Source organism: Mycobacterium sp. UM_CSW (genome assembly GCF_000455205.1).
Taxonomy (GTDB): domain Bacteria; phylum Actinomycetota; class Actinomycetes; order Mycobacteriales; family Mycobacteriaceae; genus Mycobacterium.
Genome location: NZ_AUWQ01000074.1, coordinates 98590 through 116668, shown reverse-complemented (window position 1 = coordinate 116668; position 18079 = coordinate 98590). Strand labels below are relative to the sequence as shown.

4 protein-coding genes and 1 pseudogene are annotated in these 18079 nt (G+C 71.2%); 4 read left to right on the top strand and 1 reads right to left on the bottom strand.

Annotation, left to right across the window (positions count from 1 at the left end; genetic code table 11):
- Window positions 1-127: 127 nt before the first annotated feature.
- Together N415_RS23400 and lnt are read left to right on the top strand one after the other, a co-directional pair.
- The gene (locus tag N415_RS23400; RefSeq protein ID WP_152531541.1) at window positions 128-1660 is read left to right on the top strand and encodes an amidohydrolase family protein; all 1533 of its coding nucleotides are present in this window, start codon (window positions 128-130) and stop codon (window positions 1658-1660) included.
- A gap of 187 nt (window positions 1661-1847) precedes the next feature.
- Window positions 1848-4435 (top strand): annotated as a pseudogene (lnt, locus tag N415_RS23395) (apolipoprotein N-acyltransferase).
- Here lnt and rbpA read toward each other — a convergent pair.
- Entirely contained in the window at window positions 4432-4767 is a 336-nt protein-coding gene (gene rbpA, locus N415_RS23385) for an RNA polymerase-binding protein RbpA (protein ID WP_067015244.1), read from the bottom strand. The pseudogene lnt and the gene rbpA overlap by 4 nt on opposite strands.
- A gap of 155 nt (window positions 4768-4922) precedes the next feature.
- Between rbpA and N415_RS32315 the strand changes: the two genes are divergently transcribed.
- Together N415_RS32315 and N415_RS23375 are read left to right on the top strand one after the other, a co-directional pair.
- Window positions 4923-5273, top strand: a complete 351-nt coding sequence (locus tag N415_RS32315) for a hypothetical protein (protein ID WP_081665453.1) — start codon at window positions 4923-4925, stop codon at window positions 5271-5273.
- A gap of 319 nt (window positions 5274-5592) precedes the next feature.
- A complete protein-coding gene (locus tag N415_RS23375; protein ID WP_068187165.1) occupies window positions 5593-18078 on the top strand; it encodes a type I polyketide synthase in 12486 nt (4161 codons plus the stop codon).
- The last annotated feature ends 1 nt before the right edge of the window (window position 18079 follow it).

Below are 18079 nucleotides of genomic sequence, written 5' to 3'. Positions count from 1 at the left end.
GCATCGTCGCCGGGCTGGGATTGATTGCCCTAGGCACAGCCACACGTAGTTTTGGCCTGTGACCGACGACATCACGCTGCTGGTCAACGGGAGGGTCCACAGCCCGACCCACCCCGACGCCACCGCCATGGCGGTCCGCGGCGACGTCATCGCCTGGCTGGGCAGCGACGACGTCGGCCGCAGCCAGTTCCCGGGCGCCGACATCGCGGACCTGGACGGCGGCTTCGTGGCGCCGGCGTTCGTGGACAGCCACATGCACCTCACCGCGACCGGCCTGACGCTCAGCGGCCTGAACCTGCAACCCGCCGAGTCGCGCGCCCAGTGCCTGCAGCTGGTCGCCGACTACGCGGCCGCCCACCCGGGCCGGCCGGTTTGGGGCCACGGCTGGGACGAATCGTCGTGGCCGGAGAACGCGCCGCCGAGCACCGCCGATCTGGACGCCGTCCTCGGTGACCGGCCCGCCTACCTGACCCGCATCGACGTCCACTCCGCGCTGGCCTCCACGGCGCTGCGGCGTCACGTCGCGGATCTCCCCGCGGCGACCGGCTTCGACCCGGAGCGCCCGCTGGTGGGCGACGCGCACCACCTGGTCCGCGCTGTCGCCCGCGACCTGCTGACGCCCCAGCAGCTGACCGAGGCCCGCGCGGCCGCGCTGCGGGCCGTCGCGGCGGCCGGCATCGTCGCGGTGCACGAATGCGCGGGTCCCCAGATCGGCGGGCTCGGCGACTGGCTGGGCCTGCGTGACCTCGACGGCGGCGTCGAGATCGTCGGCTATTGGGGCCAGGCGGTGACCACGGCCGCCGAGGCGCGGGCGCTGCGGGACGAGACCGGCGCCCGCGGGCTGGCCGGCGACCTGTTCGTCGACGGCGCGTTGGGGTCGCGCACCGCCTGGCTGCACGAGCCCTACACCGATGCCCCGGACCGCCACGGCACCTGCTACCTGGACCCCGAGGTCATCGAAGCCCATTTCCGGGCGTGCACCCATGCGGGAGTGACGGCCGGCTTCCATGTCATCGGCGATGCCGCCGTCTCGGCGGCGGTCGCGGCATTGGAACGGGTGGTCGCCGACGTCGGTGTGGCTGCCGTCGCCCGCTGCGGGCACCGCCTCGAGCACCTGGAGATGGTCACCGCCGAGCAGGCCGCCAAACTCGGCGCTTGGGGCGTCATCGCCAGCGTGCAGCCCAATTTCGACGCGCTGTGGGGTGGCGCCGACGGCATGTACGCCCGGCGGCTGGGCGCCGAACGAGGCAGCCGGCTCAACCCGCTTGCGCTGTTAGCATCCCAAGGCGTGCCCCTCGCGCTCGGTTCCGACGCCCCCGTCACGGGCATCGACCCGTGGGCGAGCGTGCGGGCGGCGGTCAATCACCGCACCCCGGGCAGCGCGGTGTCGGCGCGGGCCGCGTTCGCGGCTGCCACCCGCGGCGGCTGGCGGGCGAGCGGCGTCCGCGACGGCCTGTTGGGAACGCTCGTGCCCGGTGCGCCCGCGTCCTACGCCGTGTGGGACGCCGGGCCCCTCGACGTCCACGCGCCCCGCGACGCAGTCCAGCGCTGGTCCACCGATCCCCGCTCCCGGGTGCCGGCGTTGCCGTGCCTGGGCCCCACCGACGCGCTGCCGCGTTGCCGCCGGACGGTGCATCGAGGCGCTGTCATCCATGGCTAGGGAGTGGTTCGGCGGCCACCAGCCTCCCGACCAGGACCCGATCAGCGACGAGGCCGAATCGGAGCGGGATGAGGACGCCGCCGAGATCGAACCGGCCACGACCGACGAACCCGAACCCGAGCCGGAATCGCCCGACGCTGCGGGCACGGCCACCCAAAAGGGCAGGGCGGCGGGGCTTGGCGCGGCGGTGATCGCAAAGCTCCCCGGCGTGTGGGCCGCGCTGCGCCCCCGCCTGCCGCGGCTGGCGCTCGCCATCGTGGGTGGCTTGCTGCTGTTCGCCAGCTTTCCCGCCGTGAACTGGTGGTGGGCAGCCGTCGTCGCCGCCGCGCTGCTGGCCTGGGTGCTGCAGCATCCGGCCACGACGCCGGCGGGCGGTTTGGGCTATGGGTTCCTGTTCGGGCTGGCCTTCTATGCGCCGCTGTTGCCGTGGATCAGCACTCTGGTAGGCGCCGTGCCGTGGCTGGTGCTGGCGGCCGTCTGCGCGCTGTTTCCAGCGCTGTTCGGCCTGTGCGCGGTCATCGTGCGGCGGCTGCCGGGCTGGCCGATCTGGTTCGCGCTGGTGTGGGCGGCCCAGGAGTGGCTGAAGTCGATCTTCCCGTTCGGCGGCTTTCCCTGGGGCGTCGTCGCGTTCGGTCAAGCGCAGGGCCCGTTGCTGCCGGTGGTCCAGCTGGGCGGGGTCGCGCTGCTGTCCCTGGCGGTCGTGCTGGTGGGATTCAGCGCGACCGCGATCGCGCTGGAGATCGTCAAGTGGTGGAAAACGGGCCACCCGGACGGCGCAGCGGCCGCGAAAGAGCCCGCGGCGCCGCCGGCCGTCGTGCTGCCGGGTGTCTGCATCTGTTTGGTGTTGTTCGCCGCCGTCATCATCTGGCCGCAGGTGCGGCACGCCGGCGCTGGAGCGGGCGGCGAACCCTCGGTCACGGTTGCCGTGGTGCAGGGCAACGTGCCCCGGCTGGGGTTGGATTTCAACGCGCAACGCCGAGCGGTGTTGGACAACCACGTGCGCGAGACCCAGCAGCTGGCCGAGGACGTGCGCGCCGGCCTGGCCCCGCAACCGCAGTTCGTGATCTGGCCGGAGGACTCCTCGGACATCGACCCCCTCGCCAACCCCGACGCCGCCGAACAGGTCGCGCGGGCCGTCGCGGCGATCGGCGCGCCGATACTGGTCGGCACGGTGCTCGACGTGCCCGGCCGCCCGCCGGACAACGCGCAGTACACCAACACGGTGATCGTGTGGAACCCGGTCAGCGGACCGGCCGACCGCCACGACAAGGAGATCGTGCAGCCGTTCGGGGAATACCTGCCGATGCCGTGGCTGTTCAAGCACCTCTCCGGCTATGCCGACCGGGCCGGACACATGGTGCCCGGCCGAAGCAGCGGCGTGGTGCACATCGCCGGGGTTCCGGTCGGGGTGTCCACCTGCTGGGAAGTCATCTTCGATAGGGCCCCGCGCAAGGCCGTGCTGAACGGCGCCCAGCTGCTGGCGGTGCCCGCCAACAACGCGACCTTCAACAAGACGATGAGCGAACAGCAGCTGGCGTTCGCCAAGGTCCGGGCGGTCGAGCACGACCGCTACGTCGTGGTCTCCGGGACCACCGGGATCAGCGCGGTGATCGCCCCGGACGGCGCCGAGCTGGTCCGCACCGACTTCTTCGAGCCCGCCTACCTGGACATACAGGTGCGCCTCAAGACGAAGCTGACGCCGGCGACCCGGTGGGCCCCGATAGTGCAGTGGGTTTTGGTCGTAGCGGCCGGAGCGGTCATTCTGGTCGGGATACGGCACAATGGATGGTTCGCGCGTCCGATTCGTCGGAGGTCCAGGCCTCCCGGTGAATCGGAAGACGCCGGTACGCCCCCGGGCGGACCCCCGCCCGACGAGGGCGACCCGGAGAGAGCGCAAGGCAATGCGCCGGACGCGGGCGATGACGACAATCCGCCCGAGGATGGCGGCCTACCTGATTTCGGGCGAGACAGAGGAGCTACATGACCACCGGCCAGCCGGCGCCCCGGGTCCCGGGCAACCGTCCCAGCGAGCGCGTCCTGGTGATCATCCCGACGTTCAACGAACGGGAGAACCTCCCGGTGATCCACCGGCGGTTGAAGGCGGCGTGCCCGAACGTGCACCTGCTGATCGTCGACGACAACAGCCCCGACGGCACCGGCCAGCTCGCCGACGACCTCGCGGCTGCCGACCCGGACCGCGTCCACGTGATGCACCGCACCGCCAAGGACGGCCTGGGCGCGGCCTACCTGGCAGGTTTCGCCTGGGGTCTGAGCCGGGACTACTCGGTGCTCGTCGAGATGGATGCCGACGGCAGCCACGCGCCCGAACAGCTGCACCTGCTGCTGGACGCGGTCGACGCCGGCGCCGATCTGGCGATCGGCTCGCGCTACGTCGAGGGCGGAGCGGTGCGGAACTGGCCGTGGCGGCGCTGGGCGCTGTCCTGGACGGCGAACACCTACGCGCGGGTCGCGCTCGGCATCGGCGTGCACGACATCACCGCCGGCTACCGGGCCTACCGCCGCGAAGTCCTCGAGACGATCGGCCTGGACGGCGTGGACTCCAAGGGCTACTGCTTCCAGATCGACTTGACCTGGCGCACCGTCTGCAATGGGTTCGTCATTGCCGAAGTGCCGATCACCTTCACCGAGCGCGAACTCGGCGTCTCCAAGATGAGCGGATCGAACATCCGCGAGGCGCTGGTCAAGGTCACCCGGTGGGGCATCGAGGGGCGAACCACCCATCCCCGCGCGATCCGCGCCGACAACCGCGGTTAGCCGCGGCGGCGCGACCGGATCAGCTCGAGGCGCTCCTTGAGCAGCTCTTCCAGCTCTTCGACGGAGCGGCGCTCCAGCAGCATGTCCCAGTGGGTCCGCGGCGGCTTGACCTTCTTCGGCTCGGGCAGGTCGCCCTCGATCAGGGTGCCTTCCATGCCGTTGCGGCACAGCCAGGTGCCGGGGATGTCGGCGTCGTCGGCGAAGGGGACCTCGAACTCCTCCCCGTTCTCGGTGCGGTACCGCGCGATCTGGCGCGGCGCGAGGTCGTGGTTGCGGTCGGTCTCGTAGCTCACGGCTCCAAGGCGACTGCCTCTCAGGACGCGATCGGCCATGGCTGCTACTCCTTTAGATCCTGTGGGCTGTGGTGCAATTTCCGTTTAGCAAACGTAATGACGGCCCGCGTAGTTCCCAGGCCGACACGCGGCGTACGCGACGCGACATTCAATGATACGGGATGGCCGACTAAGGCCGACTAAAGTCGGCAGGCGTGACCCGCCGCGCCCGCCCCCACCCATGCCGGTGGTGCGGTCGCGACGTGACCGACGCCGGGATGGGCCGTCGCCGCCAGTACTGCCGGCAGTCCTGCCGGCAGCGCGCCTACGAGCAACGCGCCTCTTTGAATCGGGGTGATGCGGGGGCCGTGCCCGCCGACGCGGTGGTGCTGTCCGCCGAGGACGCCGCCGACCTGTCGGATCGCGTCTACCAGGTGCGATGCGCGGCGGAGGACGTCGCCACGGCGCTCGACGAGGGGGCTGCCCCGGCCGAGCTACGTGAGCTGTGCGACGTGCTGATCCGGGCCGCCCGGGCCGCCGACGGTTGGCGCCGGGCGGGCGTCTAACTGGGCTTTGACCACCACCGATGGGTTGCCGAGTACAGTCGCGCCATGGGCGGCGCGCCATTTTTGCTCGGGTTTGGAGGTCGACGCCGTTCCTCCTTTAGTAGCCGGGAGTATCGGACGTTTTGAAATCCTGCCGGAGTTGGCCATACTCACGAGCGACATTCTTGGGTCGGAGAGCAGCACGAAGGTTGTCGGCTGGTCGAAAAATCCACGACCGATTCGTGCAGCAACTTCTGTGACTCGGCGGGGGCGCTCGGCACACGCCGCATACGGCGGTTACCAGACGGCCCACCTGCCAGGTGAGGGTTAGGCGAGGTTAGTGATGGATCAACTCCAGCATGCGACCGAAGCGCTGCGCAAAGCGCTGGTCCAGGTGGAACGCCTGAAGCGCACCAACCGTGCGTTGCTGGAGCGGTCGAGTGAGCCGATCGCGATCGTCGGGATGTCGTGCCGGTTCCCCGGCGGGGTTGAGACCCCGGAGGACCTGTGGCGGATGGCCGCGGACGGTCGCGACGTGATCACCGACTTTCCCACCGATCGCGGCTGGGACGTCGCGGCGTTGTTCGACCCCGATCCCGACGCGCGTCACAAGACCTACGCCCGCACCGGCGGCTTCGTGGACGGTGTCGCGGACTTCGACGCCGCGTTCTTCGGCATCGCGCCCAGCGAGGCGCTGGCGATGGACCCCCAGCATCGGATGTTGCTGGAGTTGTCGTGGGAGGCGTTGGAGCGGGCCGGGATCGATCCCAGTGGGCTGCGCGGCAGCGCGACCGGCGTCTTCGCCGGGCTCATCGTTCAGGGCTACGGCATGTTGGCCGAGGAGATCGAGGGCTACCGGCTCACCGGCATGACCTCCAGCGTGGCCTCCGGCCGGGTGTCGTATGTGCTCGGGCTGGAAGGTCCGGCGGTGTCGGTGGACACGGCGTGTTCGTCGTCTTTGGTGGCCCTGCACATGGCCGTGCAGTCGCTGCGAACGGGCGAATGTGACCTGGCCCTGGCCGGCGGCGCGACCGTCAACGCCACCCCCACGGTCTTCGTGGAGTTCAGCCGGCACCGCGGCCTGGCGCCGGACGGCCGCTGCAAGGCCTACGCGGGCGCCGCCGACGGCGTCGGCTGGTCCGAGGGCGGGGCCATGCTGGTCGTCGAGCGGTTGTCGGATGCGCGACGGCTCGGGCATCCGGTGTTGGCGGTGGTGCGCGGTTCGGCCGTCAATCAGGACGGCGCGTCGAATGGGCTGACCGCGCCCAACGGGCCGTCGCAGCAGCGGGTGGTGCGCGCCGCCCTTGCCAATGCCGGGCTTTCGGCCGCCGACGTGGACGTCGTCGAGGGTCACGGCACCGGGACCACGCTCGGCGATCCGATCGAGGCGCAGGCGTTGTTGGCCACGTACGGTCAAGACCGCGACGCCCCGCTGTGGCTGGGATCGATCAAGTCGAACATGGGTCACACGCAGGCCGGCGCCGGCGTCGCCGGGGTGATCAAGATGGTGCAGGCGATGCGCCACGAGACGCTGCCCGCGACGCTGCACGTCGATGTGCCCAGCCCGCACGTGGATTGGTCCGCGGGCGCGGTGTCGCTGCTCACCGAGAACCAGCCCTGGCCGGCGAGCCGCGCGCGCCGCGCGGGTGTGTCGTCGTTCGGGATCAGCGGCACCAATGCGCACGTGATCGTCGAGGCGGTGCCCGAGGCCCCGCAACGTGAGCCTGGCACGGCGCCGGCGGCGCTGCCGTGGGCGGTGTCGGCAAAGTCGGCGTCGGCGTTGCGATCTCAGGCCGCCCGCTTGGCGGCGCACGTGCGCGCCCATGCCGATCTCGATGCCGCCGATGTGGCGTGGACGCTGGCGGGCCGGTCGGACTTCGAGCATCGTGCCGTGGTTGTCGGCGGTGACCGGGACCGGTTGCTGGCCGGGCTGGATGAGCTGGCAGCAGACGAACCCGTTTCGGTGGTTCGCGGCACTGCCTCCGCCGCGGGCAAGACCGTCTTCGTCTTCCCCGGCCAGGGCTCCCAATGGCTGGGCATGGGCGTCGAATTGCTCGACACCGCACCGGTTTTCGCGCAACAGATCCAGGCGTGCGAGGATGCCTTTGCCGAATTCGTCGACTGGTCGCTGACCGACGTTCTGCGCGGCGCGCCCGACGCGCCGGGCCTGGACCGGGTGGACGTGGTGCAGCCGGTGCTGTTTGCGGTGATGGTGTCGCTGGCGGAGCTGTGGAAGTCGGTTGGCGTCTGTCCCGATGCGGTGATCGGGCACTCGCAGGGCGAGATCGCCGCGGCCTATGTCGCCGGCGCGCTGTCGCTGGCCGACGCCGCCCGGGTCGTCACGTTGCGCAGCAAGCTGCTGAGGTCGCTGGCCGGCCCCGGCGGCATGCTGTCCATCGCGTGCAGCACCGAGCGGGCGCGGGAACTGTTGGCGCCCTACGGAAATCGCGTCAGCATCGCCGCCGTCAACGGCCGATCGGCCGTCGTCGTGTCCGGCGACGGGGCCGCGCTGGACGAACTCGTCGGGTTCTGCGCCGACCTGGAGCTGCGAACCCGGCGGATCGACGTCGACTATGCGTCGCATTCGGTCGAGGTCGAGGCGATCCGGACTGAGCTCGCCGACGTGTTGGCCGGCATCGAGCCGCGGTCCACGCGCACCGCGTTCTTTTCCACGGTGACCGGAAATCGGTACGACACGGCGGGATTGGACGCCGACTACTGGTATCGCAACATCCGCCAGACCGTCCAGTTCGACCAGGCGGTGCGCAGCGCGTGCGAGCACGGATTCCGAACCTTCATCGAGTCCAGCCCGCATCCGGCCTTGATCGCCGGGATCGAAGACACCGCCAACAGCTGCGCCGGCGACGCCGACCCGATCGTCGTGCCCACGCTGGGCCGCGACGACGGCGGCCTCGAGAGGTTCCTGACCTCGGCCGCCACCGCGTTCGTCGCGGGAGTGAGCGTCGACTGGCGCGGCGCGTTGGACGGGGCGGCCTTCGTGGAGTTGCCGACCTACGCCTTTGACCGACGCCGGTTTTGGCTGTCCGGGGAGGGCGTCGCGGCCGACGCCACGGGCTTGGGTCTGGGAGCCAGCGAGCACCCGCTGCTGAGCGCGGTCGTCGAGCTGCCGTCTTCCGGCGGCGTGCTGCTGACGGGCCGGTTGTCGCCCGGCCTGCAGGGCTGGCTCGCCGATCACGCGGTGTCCGGTGTGGCCGTGTTCCCCGGGGCGGGGTTCGTGGAGTTGGCGATCCGCGCCGGTGACGAAGTCGGTTGCTCGACGGTCGACGAACTGACGCTGCAGGCGCCATTGATGTTGCCCGCCAAGGATTCCGGGTCGGGCTCGGTCGCCGTGCAAGTGGTGGTGGGAGCCGAGGACGAGGGCGGCGGGCGCAGCGTGTCGATTTTCTCGCGTCACGACGCCGGCTCCGGCTGGGTGTGCCACGCCGAGGGCACGCTCAGCAAGGGGACGGTCGAGCCGACGGCGGAGCTGTCGGTGTGGCCGCCGGCGGGGGCGGTCGCGGCCGACCCGGTCGAGGGCTACGAACGGCTGGCGGCGCGCGGTTACGGCTACGGGCCCGCGTTCCAGGGCCTGACCGCGGCGTGGGTTCGCGGCGACGAGGTGTTCGCAGAAGTGCGGCTGCCGGACGCCGCCGGGGGCGTCAACGGGTTCGGAGTGCACCCGGCGTTGCTGGACGCGGCGATGCACGCACTGGTGGTGGGCCATCAAATCGTCGGCGGGACAGACGAAGTCGTGTTGCCGTTCTCCTGGGAGGGTGTGTCCCTTCACGCGGCGGGCGCGTCGGCGGTGCGCGCGCGCATCGCGCCGGCAGGTACGTCGGCGGCCAAGGCGGTTTCCAAGGCGGTTTCCATCGAGCTCGCCGACGGTCTCGGGTTGCCGGTGCTGTCGGTGCGGGCGATGGCGGTCCGGCCGGTCAGCGAGCAGCAGCTGCGCGCGGCGGTGTCCGGTGCGGGCCCGGACCGGCTCTTCGAGGTGAACTGGTCGCCGGCGACGGCGACCGCCTCGGCCGGGGATACGCCGTCGTACCGGTTGTTCGAATCCCTTGCCGCCGAGCATGATCCGGTCACGCAGACCCATGAGCGCACGCATCAGGCGCTGACCGCCGTGCAGTCGTGGCTGTCCGAGCATGACTCCGGCGTGTTGGTGGTGGCCACCCGCGGCGCGATGGCATTGCCGGGGGAGGACGTCACCGACTTGGCCGGCGCCGCGGTGTGGGGGCTGGCACGGTCGGCGCAGACCGAGCACCCCGGCCGGATCGTCCTCGTGGATACCGATGCGCCGCTGGATGATCGGGCGATCGCCGCCGTTCTCGCGCTCGGCGAGCCGCAGGTGTTGGTCCGCGGCGGAACGCATTATCACCCGCGGGTGCAGGGCAGCCGCGCGGTCGACGGTCTGCTGGTACCTCCGGCCGACGGCCCATGGCGGCTGGGCATCAGCAGCGCCGGCACGTTCGAAAACCTGCGCCTGGAGCCGGTGCCCGACGCCGAGGCGCCGCTGCAGCCCGGGCAGGTGCGGGTGGCCCTGCGCGCGATCGCCGCGAACTTCCGCGACGTCATGATCACCCTGGGCATGTTCACCCACGACGCGCTGCTCGGCGGTGAAGGGGCTGGCGTGGTGGTGGAAGTCGGGCCAGGCGTCACCGATTTCGCGGTGGGCGATTCGGTGTACGGATTCTTCCCCGACGGCAGCGGCACCCTGGTCGCCGGCGACGTCCGCCTGCTGGTGCACAAGCCCGAAGACTGGTCCTACCCCGAAGCCGCCGCCATCTCCGCCGTTTTCACCACCGCCTACATGGCGTTCATCCACCTGGCCGACGCCAAACCGGGCCAGCGGGTGCTGGTGCACGCCGCGGCTGGCGGCGTCGGGATGGCCGCCGTCCAGCTGGCCCGGCATTTGGGCCTGGAGGTGTACGGGACCGCCAGCCGCGGCAAGTGGGACACCCTGCGGGCCATGGGCCTTGACGACGACCACATCGCGGACTCCCGCAGCCTGGAATTCGAGGACAAGTTCCGGGCGGCCACCGGCGGGGCCGGGATGGACATCGTGCTGGACTCGCTGGCCGGCGAATTCGTCGACGCCTCACTGCGGTTGGTCGCCCCCGGTGGCATGTTCCTCGAGATGGGCAAGACCGACATCCGCGACCCCGGCGCGATCGCGCAGGAATATCCGGGCGTGCGCTACCGCGCCTTCGACCTCTTCGAGCCGGGCCGCCCCCGAATGCATCAGTGGATGCTCGAGCTCGCCGGGCTCTTCGACGCCGGGGTGCTCAAGCCGTTGCCCGTGACGACTTTTGACGTGCGACGCGCGCGCACCGCGTTGCGCTACCTCAGCCAGGCCCGCCATGTCGGCAAGGTCGTCATGACGATGCCTTCTGGACTCGGCCAAAGCACCGTGCTGATCACCGGCGGCACCGGCATGGCGGGTGCCACGCTGGCCCGCCACCTGGTGGCGCACCACGGCGTCCGGGACCTGGCGCTGCTGAGCCGCCGCGGACCGGACGCGCCGGGTGCCGCCGAACTGGTCGCCGAGCTGGAGGCCGCGGGGGCCACGGTCCGGGTCGTCGCATGCGATGCGGCCGACCGGGCCGCGCTGGCGGCGGTGATCGCCACTGTGCCAAAGCTTTCGGCCGTCATTCACGCAGCCGGCGTGCTGGACGACGCGATGGTCACCTCGCTGACGGCCGAGCGCGTCGGCGCGGTGTTGCGGGCCAAGGTCGACGCGGCGTGGAACCTGCACGAACTGACCCGCGACCTGGATCTGTCGACGTTCGTGATGTTCTCCTCGATGGCCGGGCTGGTAGGTTCGTCGGGCCAGGGCAACTACGCGGCGGCCAACTCGTTTATGGACGGACTGGCCGCGCATCGGCGCGCACACGGGCTGCCGGCGATATCGCTGGCGTGGGGGCTGTGGGATCAGGCCAGCGCGATGACCGGTGGGCTCGACGAGGCCGACCTCGCCCGGCTGGGCCGCGACGGAATCCTGGCGTTGACGTCGGCCGAGGCGATGGAGTTGTTCGACACCGCGCTGATCGTCGATGAACCGTTCATGGCGCCCGCCCGCATCGATCTCGGCGCGCTGCGCGCCCACGCCCTCGCGGTGCCGCCGATGTTCAGCGACCTCGTCAACGCACCGGCCCGCCGCCGCGTCGACGACTCGCTGGCCGCCGCGAAGTCGAAATCGGCGCTGGCGCATCGCCTGCAGGGGCTACCCGAGGCCGAGCAGCAAGCGGTGCTGCTGGACCTGGTGCGCTCGCACATCGCCACCGTGCTGGGCAACACGAGCCCCGAGGCGATCGACCCGGACAAGGCGTTCCAGGAGTTGGGCTTTGACTCGCTGACCGCGGTCGAAATGCGCAACCGGCTCAAAACCGCCACGGGACTGGCGCTTTCGCCCACGCTGATCTTCGACTACCCGACGCCAAACGGCCTAGCCAGCTACATGCGCACCGAGCTCGCCGGAGCGCCGCAAGAGGTCAGCCACGCCCCGGTGGTCCGCGCCACCGACGACGACCCGATCGTCATCGTCGGCATGTCGTGCCGGTATCCCGGTGGGGTGAATTCCCCCGAGGACCTGTGGGACATGCTGACCGAGGGCCGCGACGTGCTCTCGGAATTCCCGACCGATCGCGGTTGGAACCTCGACGGGCTGTACAACCCGGACCCCGACGTTCCGGGCACCTGCTACACCCGCACCGGCGGCTTCGTCGACGATGTCGCCGGCTTCGACCCCGCCTTCTTCGGCATCACGCCCAGCGAGGCGCTGGCCATGGACCCGCAGCAGCGGCTGTTCCTCGAGTTGTCCTGGGAAGCGTTGGAGCGCGCGGGAATCGAGCCCGGCGCATTGCGCGGCAGCGCCACCGGCGTGTTCGCCGGGGTGTACACGCAGGGCTACGGAATCGGCGCCCCGGCGGCCGCCGAGGGCTTCCGGCTGACCGGGCAGTCGTCCAGTGTGGCGTCGGGCCGCATTTCGTACGCGCTGGGCCTGGAGGGCCCCGCGGTCTCGGTGGACACGGCGTGCTCGTCGTCGTTGGTGGCCTTGCACATGGCGGTGCAGTCGCTGCGCTCGGGTGAATCCGATCTGGCGCTGGCCGGCGGCGTCACGGTCAACGCCACCCCGGACATCTTCGTCGAGTTCAGCCGTATGCGCGGGTTGTCCGCCGACGGCCGGTGCAAGGCCTACGCCGGCGCGGCCGACGGCACCGGATTCTCCGAGGGCGGCGGCATGCTCGTGGTGGAGCGGCTGTCCGACGCCGAGCGCCTCGGGCACCAGGTGCTGGCGGTGGTGCGGGGTTCGGCGATCAACCAGGACGGCGCCTCGAACGGTTTGACCGCGCCCAACGGTCCGTCGCAGCAGCGGGTGGTGCGGGCGGCGCTGGCCAACGCCGGGCTGTCCGCGGCCGAGGTCGACGCGGTCGAAGGCCACGGCACCGGAACGATGTTGGGCGATCCCATTGAGGCCCAAGCGTTGTTGGCGACCTATGGACGCGACCGCGCCGAACCGCTATGGCTGGGGTCGATCAAGTCGAACATGGGTCACACGCAGGCCGCGGCCGGCGTCGCCGGTGTGATCAAGATGGTGCTGGCGATGCGCCACGAGATGTTGCCGGCCACGTTGCACGTCGACGAGCCCAGCCCCCATGTGGATTGGTCGCTGGGGGCCGTGTCGTTGCTGACCGAAGCCCGGCCCTGGCCGGCACACGGCAAGGCCCTGCGCGCCGGGGTGTCCTCGTTCGGCATCAGCGGCACCAACGCCCACGTGATCATCGAAGCGGCGCCCGCCGGGTCGGAGCGCGTCGTGCAGCGCCCCGAGCCGCCGGTGGTGCCGTGGGTGGTGTCGGCGAAATCCGCGACGGCCCTAGCGTCGCAGGCCACCCGGCTGGCGACGCACCTTCGCAGCCACGCCGAACTCGACGTCGCCGATGTGGCGTGGTCGCTGGCGGGCCGGTCAAACTTCGAGCATCGGGCCGTCGTTGTCGGCGGTGACCGCGACGGCCTGCTGGCCGGGTTGGACGAGTTGGCCCGGAACGAGCTGGCCGGTTCGGTGATCCGCGGCACGGCAACGGCCGGCGGCAAGACGGTCTTCGTCTTCCCGGGCCAGGGCTCCCAAATCCTCGGCATGGGAAGGGAGTTGCACGCGGCGTACCCGGTGTTCGCCGAGGCGTTCGACGCCGTGCTGGGCGAGTTGGACCAGCACCTGCTGCGGCCCCTGCGCGACGTCATGTGGGGTGAGGACGAAAACCTGCTGAGCACCACCGAATTCGCCCAGCCGGCCCTGTTCGCCGTGGAAGTCGCCCTGTTCCGGCTGCTCGAATCCTGGGGCGTACGGCCCGATTTCGTGATGGGCCACTCGGTCGGCGAGATCACCGCCGCACACGTCGCCGGTGTCCTGTCGCTACAGAACGCGGCGGTACTGGTCGCCGCCCGGGGCCGGTTCATGCAGGCGCTGCCGGCCGGCGGGGCGATGATCGCCGTGCAGGCCACCGAAGAGGAGGTGCGGCCCCTGCTGACGCCCGGCGTCGGCATCGCGGCGGTCAACGGGCCTGCCTCCGTGGTGATTTCCGGCCCCGACGACGCGGTGACCGCGGTCGCCGACCGGCTGCGCGCCGACGGCCGCCGCGTCCACCGACTCGCCGTGTCCCACGCGTTCCACTCCCCGCTGATGGATCCGATGATCGACGAATTCGGAACCGTCGCGGGCGGGCTCGTCGTCGGCAAGCCCACCATCCCGGTCGTGTCGAACCTGACCGGGCAACTGGCCGGCGACGATTTCGGTTCGGTGGCGTACTGGAAGCGGCACGTCCGCGAAGCCGTGCGATTCGCCGACAGCGTCCGGTTCGCGCACTCCGCCGGCGCCACCCGCTTCCTCGAAGTCGGGCCGAGCGGCGGGCTGACGGCGTCGATCGAGGAGTCGCTGCCGGACGCCGTCGTGACCACAATGTCGGCCCTGCGCAAGGACCGCCCGGAGCCGGCGTCGCTGATCAACGCCGTCGCGCAGGGGTTCGTCGCCGGCGTGGACGTGGACTGGCGCGGCGCGCTCGGCGCGGCCAACTTCGTCGAGCTGCCCACGTATGCCTTTGAACGGCGGCGCTTTTGGCTCGCCGGTGACGGCACCCCCGCGGACGCGGCCGGGCTGGGGCTGGCGGCCGGCGAGCATGCCCTGCTGGGCGCGGTGGTGGAGCTGCCGGCCTCGGGTGGCGTGGTGCTGACCGGTCGGTTGTCGCCGAGCGCGCAAGGCTGGCTGACCGACCACGCCGTCGGTGGCGTCGTGCTGTTCCCCGGCGCGGGATTCGTCGAGTTGGCGATCCGGGCCGGCGACGAGGTGGGCTGCGGAGTCGTCGACGAGCTGAATCTGGCGGCGCCGCTGGTGTTGCCGGCCGGTGGGTCGGTCGCGGTTCAGGTCGTCGTCGGCGGCGCGGACGATTCGGGCGCCCGCTCGGTGTCCGTGTTCTCGCGCGCCGAAGCGGGCTCCGGCTGGTCATTGCACGCCGAGGGCGTGCTGCGCGCGGGGTCTGTGCAACCGGACGCGGATCTGTCGGCGTGGCCGCCGGTAGGCGCGGTGCCCGTGGATATCGGCGACGGGTACGAGCGGCTCGCCGAGCGGGGGTACGGGTATGGGCCCGCGTTCCGCGGCCTGACGTCCATGTGGCGCCGCGGCGACGAGGTGTTCGCCGAAGTCGCGCTGCCCGAGGTCGCCGGGGTGTCGGTGGCCGGATTCGGTGTCCACCCCGCGATTCTCGACGCCGCGTTGCACGCGGTGATCCTGGCGTCGGACGGGGGCGAGCTCCCCGACGGGTCGATGCTGGTGCCGTTCTCGTGGCAGCGGGTGTCGCTGCACGCGGCGGGCGCGGCGGCGGTACGGGCGCGGATCGTGCCGGTGGGGGAGTCGGCCGTGTCGATCGAATTGGCCGATGGCTTGGGGCTGCCGGTGCTCTCGGTGGCGTCGATGGTGGCCCGGCCGGTGACCGATCAGCAGCTGCTGGCCGCGGTGTCGAGTTCGGGACCCGACCGGCTCTTCGAGGTCGTCTGGTCCGCCCAGCCGCTGTCCGCGGTCCAACCGGTCGAGTTATGTGCCTGGGGTGCAACGGGATTCGAGGACACTTCGGCTGTGCTTTTCGAATCGGCACCCGTCGCCGGGGACGTCGTCACCGAGGTACACGCGGCGACGCGCGCGGTGCTGCCGGTGCTGCAGTCGTGGCTCTCGCGCGACGGGGCGGGAACGCTGGTGGTGTCGACCCGCGGCGCCATGGCGTTGCCGGGGGAGGACGTCACCGATCTGGCGGGCGCGGCGGTGTGGGGCCTGGTGCGCTCGGCGCAGACGGAGCACCCTGGCCGCATCGTGCTCGTCGACACCGATGTGCCGCTGGACGCTGACGCGGTGGCGGCCGTCTTGGCGCCGGGCGAGCCGCAGGTGTTGCTGCGCAACGGGACCGTCTTCACCGCGCGGGTGCACGGCAGCCGCGCCGTCGGCGGCCTGTTGGTGCCGCCCGACGACGGCCCGTGGCGGCTGGGCATGAGCAGTTACGGCACCATCGAGAACCTGCGCTTGGAGCGGATCCCCGACGCCTCTAAGCACGTTGCGCCGCTCGGCCCGGGCCAGGTCCGGGTCGCCCTGTCGGCCATCGCCGCCAACTTCCGCGACGTGATGATCGCGCTCGGCCTCTACCCCGACCCGGACGCGGTGATGGGCATCGAGGCCGCCGGCGTCGTGGTCGAAACTGCCCCGGACAGCGGCCGTTTCGCCGTCGGCGACCGGGTCATGGGCCTGTTCCCGGACGGGACCGGGACCATCGCCATCACCGACCAGCGGCTGCTGGTCAAGGTGCCGGCCGGCTGGTCACTTACCGCGGCCGCGACGGCGTCGGTGGTGTTCGCCACCGCCCGCTACGCGCTGGTCGACCTCGCGGGCGTCAAGCCGGGCCAGCGCGTCCTCGTGCACGCCGCGGCCGGCGGGGTGGGCATGGCCGCCGTGCAGCTGGCCCGCCACCTCGGCCTGGAGGTGTTTGCGACGGCCAGCCGGGGCAAATGGGACACGTTGCGGGCCCTGGGCTTTGACGACGACCACATCGCCGACTCCCGCAGCCTCGATTTCGAGCACAAGTTCAGGACGATCACCGGCGGCCGCGGCGTTGACCTAGTGCTCGACTCGCTGTCGGGTGATTTCGTCGACGTGTCGCTACGGCTGGTCGCCCCCGGCGGGGTGTTCTTGGAGATGGGCAAGACCGACATTCGCGACCCGGAGGTCGTCGCCCGCGACCACCCGGGTGTGCGCTACCGCGCCTTCGACCTCTTCGAGGCCGGACCCGAGCGCATCAGGGAGATGCTCGACGAGTTGGCCGCGCTGTTCGGCGACGACGTGCTGCAACCGTTGCCGGTCACCAGGTTTGACGTGCGGCGCGCGCCGGCGGCGTTGCGGTACCTGAGCCAGGCCCGCCACGTCGGCAAGGTCGTGATGACCATGCCCGACGCCTGGGTGGCGGGCACCGTGCTGATCACCGGCGCGACCGGCATGGCGGGTTCGGCGTTGGCACGTCACGTCGTAACCCGCCACGGCGCGCGCAACCTGGTGCTGATGAGCCGGCGCGGCCTGGATGCACCGGGCGCGGCGGAGCTGATGACCGAGCTGTCCGCGGCCGGGGCCCAGGTACAGGTGGTCGCCTGCGACGCGGCGGACCGCGAGGCCGTCGCCAAGGTGCTGGCCGATATCCCGGTGCAGCGACCGCTGTCCGGCGTGATTCATGCGGCCGGCGTGCTCGACGACGCGGTGATCTCGTCGCTGACGCCGGAGCGCATCGATGCGGTGCTGCGCGCCAAGGTCGACGCGGCATGGAACCTGCACGAGCTCACCCGCGACCTCGACGTCTCCGCGTTCGTGCTGTTCTCGTCGATGGCCGGGCTGGCCGGAGCGTCGGGCCAGGCCAACTACGCGGCGGCCAACTCTTTCCTGGACGGGCTGGCGGTGCACCGGCGCAACCTCGGGTTGCCGGCGGTCTCGCTGGCATGGGGCCTGTGGGACCAGGCCAGCGCCATGACCGGCGCCCTGGGCGCCGCCGACCGGGCCCGATTCGGCCGCGACGGCATCGTCGCGATGTCCTCCGACGAGGCGCTGGAATTGATGGACACCGCGCTGATCGTCGACGAGCCGTTCATGTTGCCCGCCCACATCGACCTCGCGGCGCTGCGCGTCAAGTTCGACAACGGCACCCTGCCGCCCATGTTCGTCGATTTGATCAACGCGCCCAGCCGGCGTCAGGTTGACGACTCGCTGGCCGCGGCGAAGTCGAAATCGGCTCTGCTGCAGCGCCTCGAGGGGCTGCCCGAGGACGAACAGCAGGCGGTGGTGCTGGACTTGGTCCGCTCGAACATCGCTACGGTGCTGGGCAACTCCAGCCCCGAGTCCATCGATCCGGATCGGGCGTTCCAAGAGTTGGGCTTCGACTCGCTGACCGCCGTCGAGATGCGCAACCGGCTCAAATCGGCCACCGGGCTGGGGCTTTCGCCGACGCTGATCTTCGACTACCCGAACTCCGCGGCGCTGGCCGGCTACATCTACCGCGAACTCGTCGGCACGGCGGAGCAAAGCGCCCCGGCCGCCGCGCCCGGCGAGGCCGAGATCCAACGCGTCGTCGGGTCCATTCCGGTCAAGCGCCTGCGTCAGGCGGGGGTGCTGGAGCTGCTGCTCGCGTTAGCGAACGAGGCCGACGGCAGCGGTCCGTCGGCCCCCGCGGCGACGAGCGAAAAGGACATCGCCGACATGGATCTCGACGCGCTGGTCAATGCGGCCCTGAGCGACGATGACGACGATGAGTAAG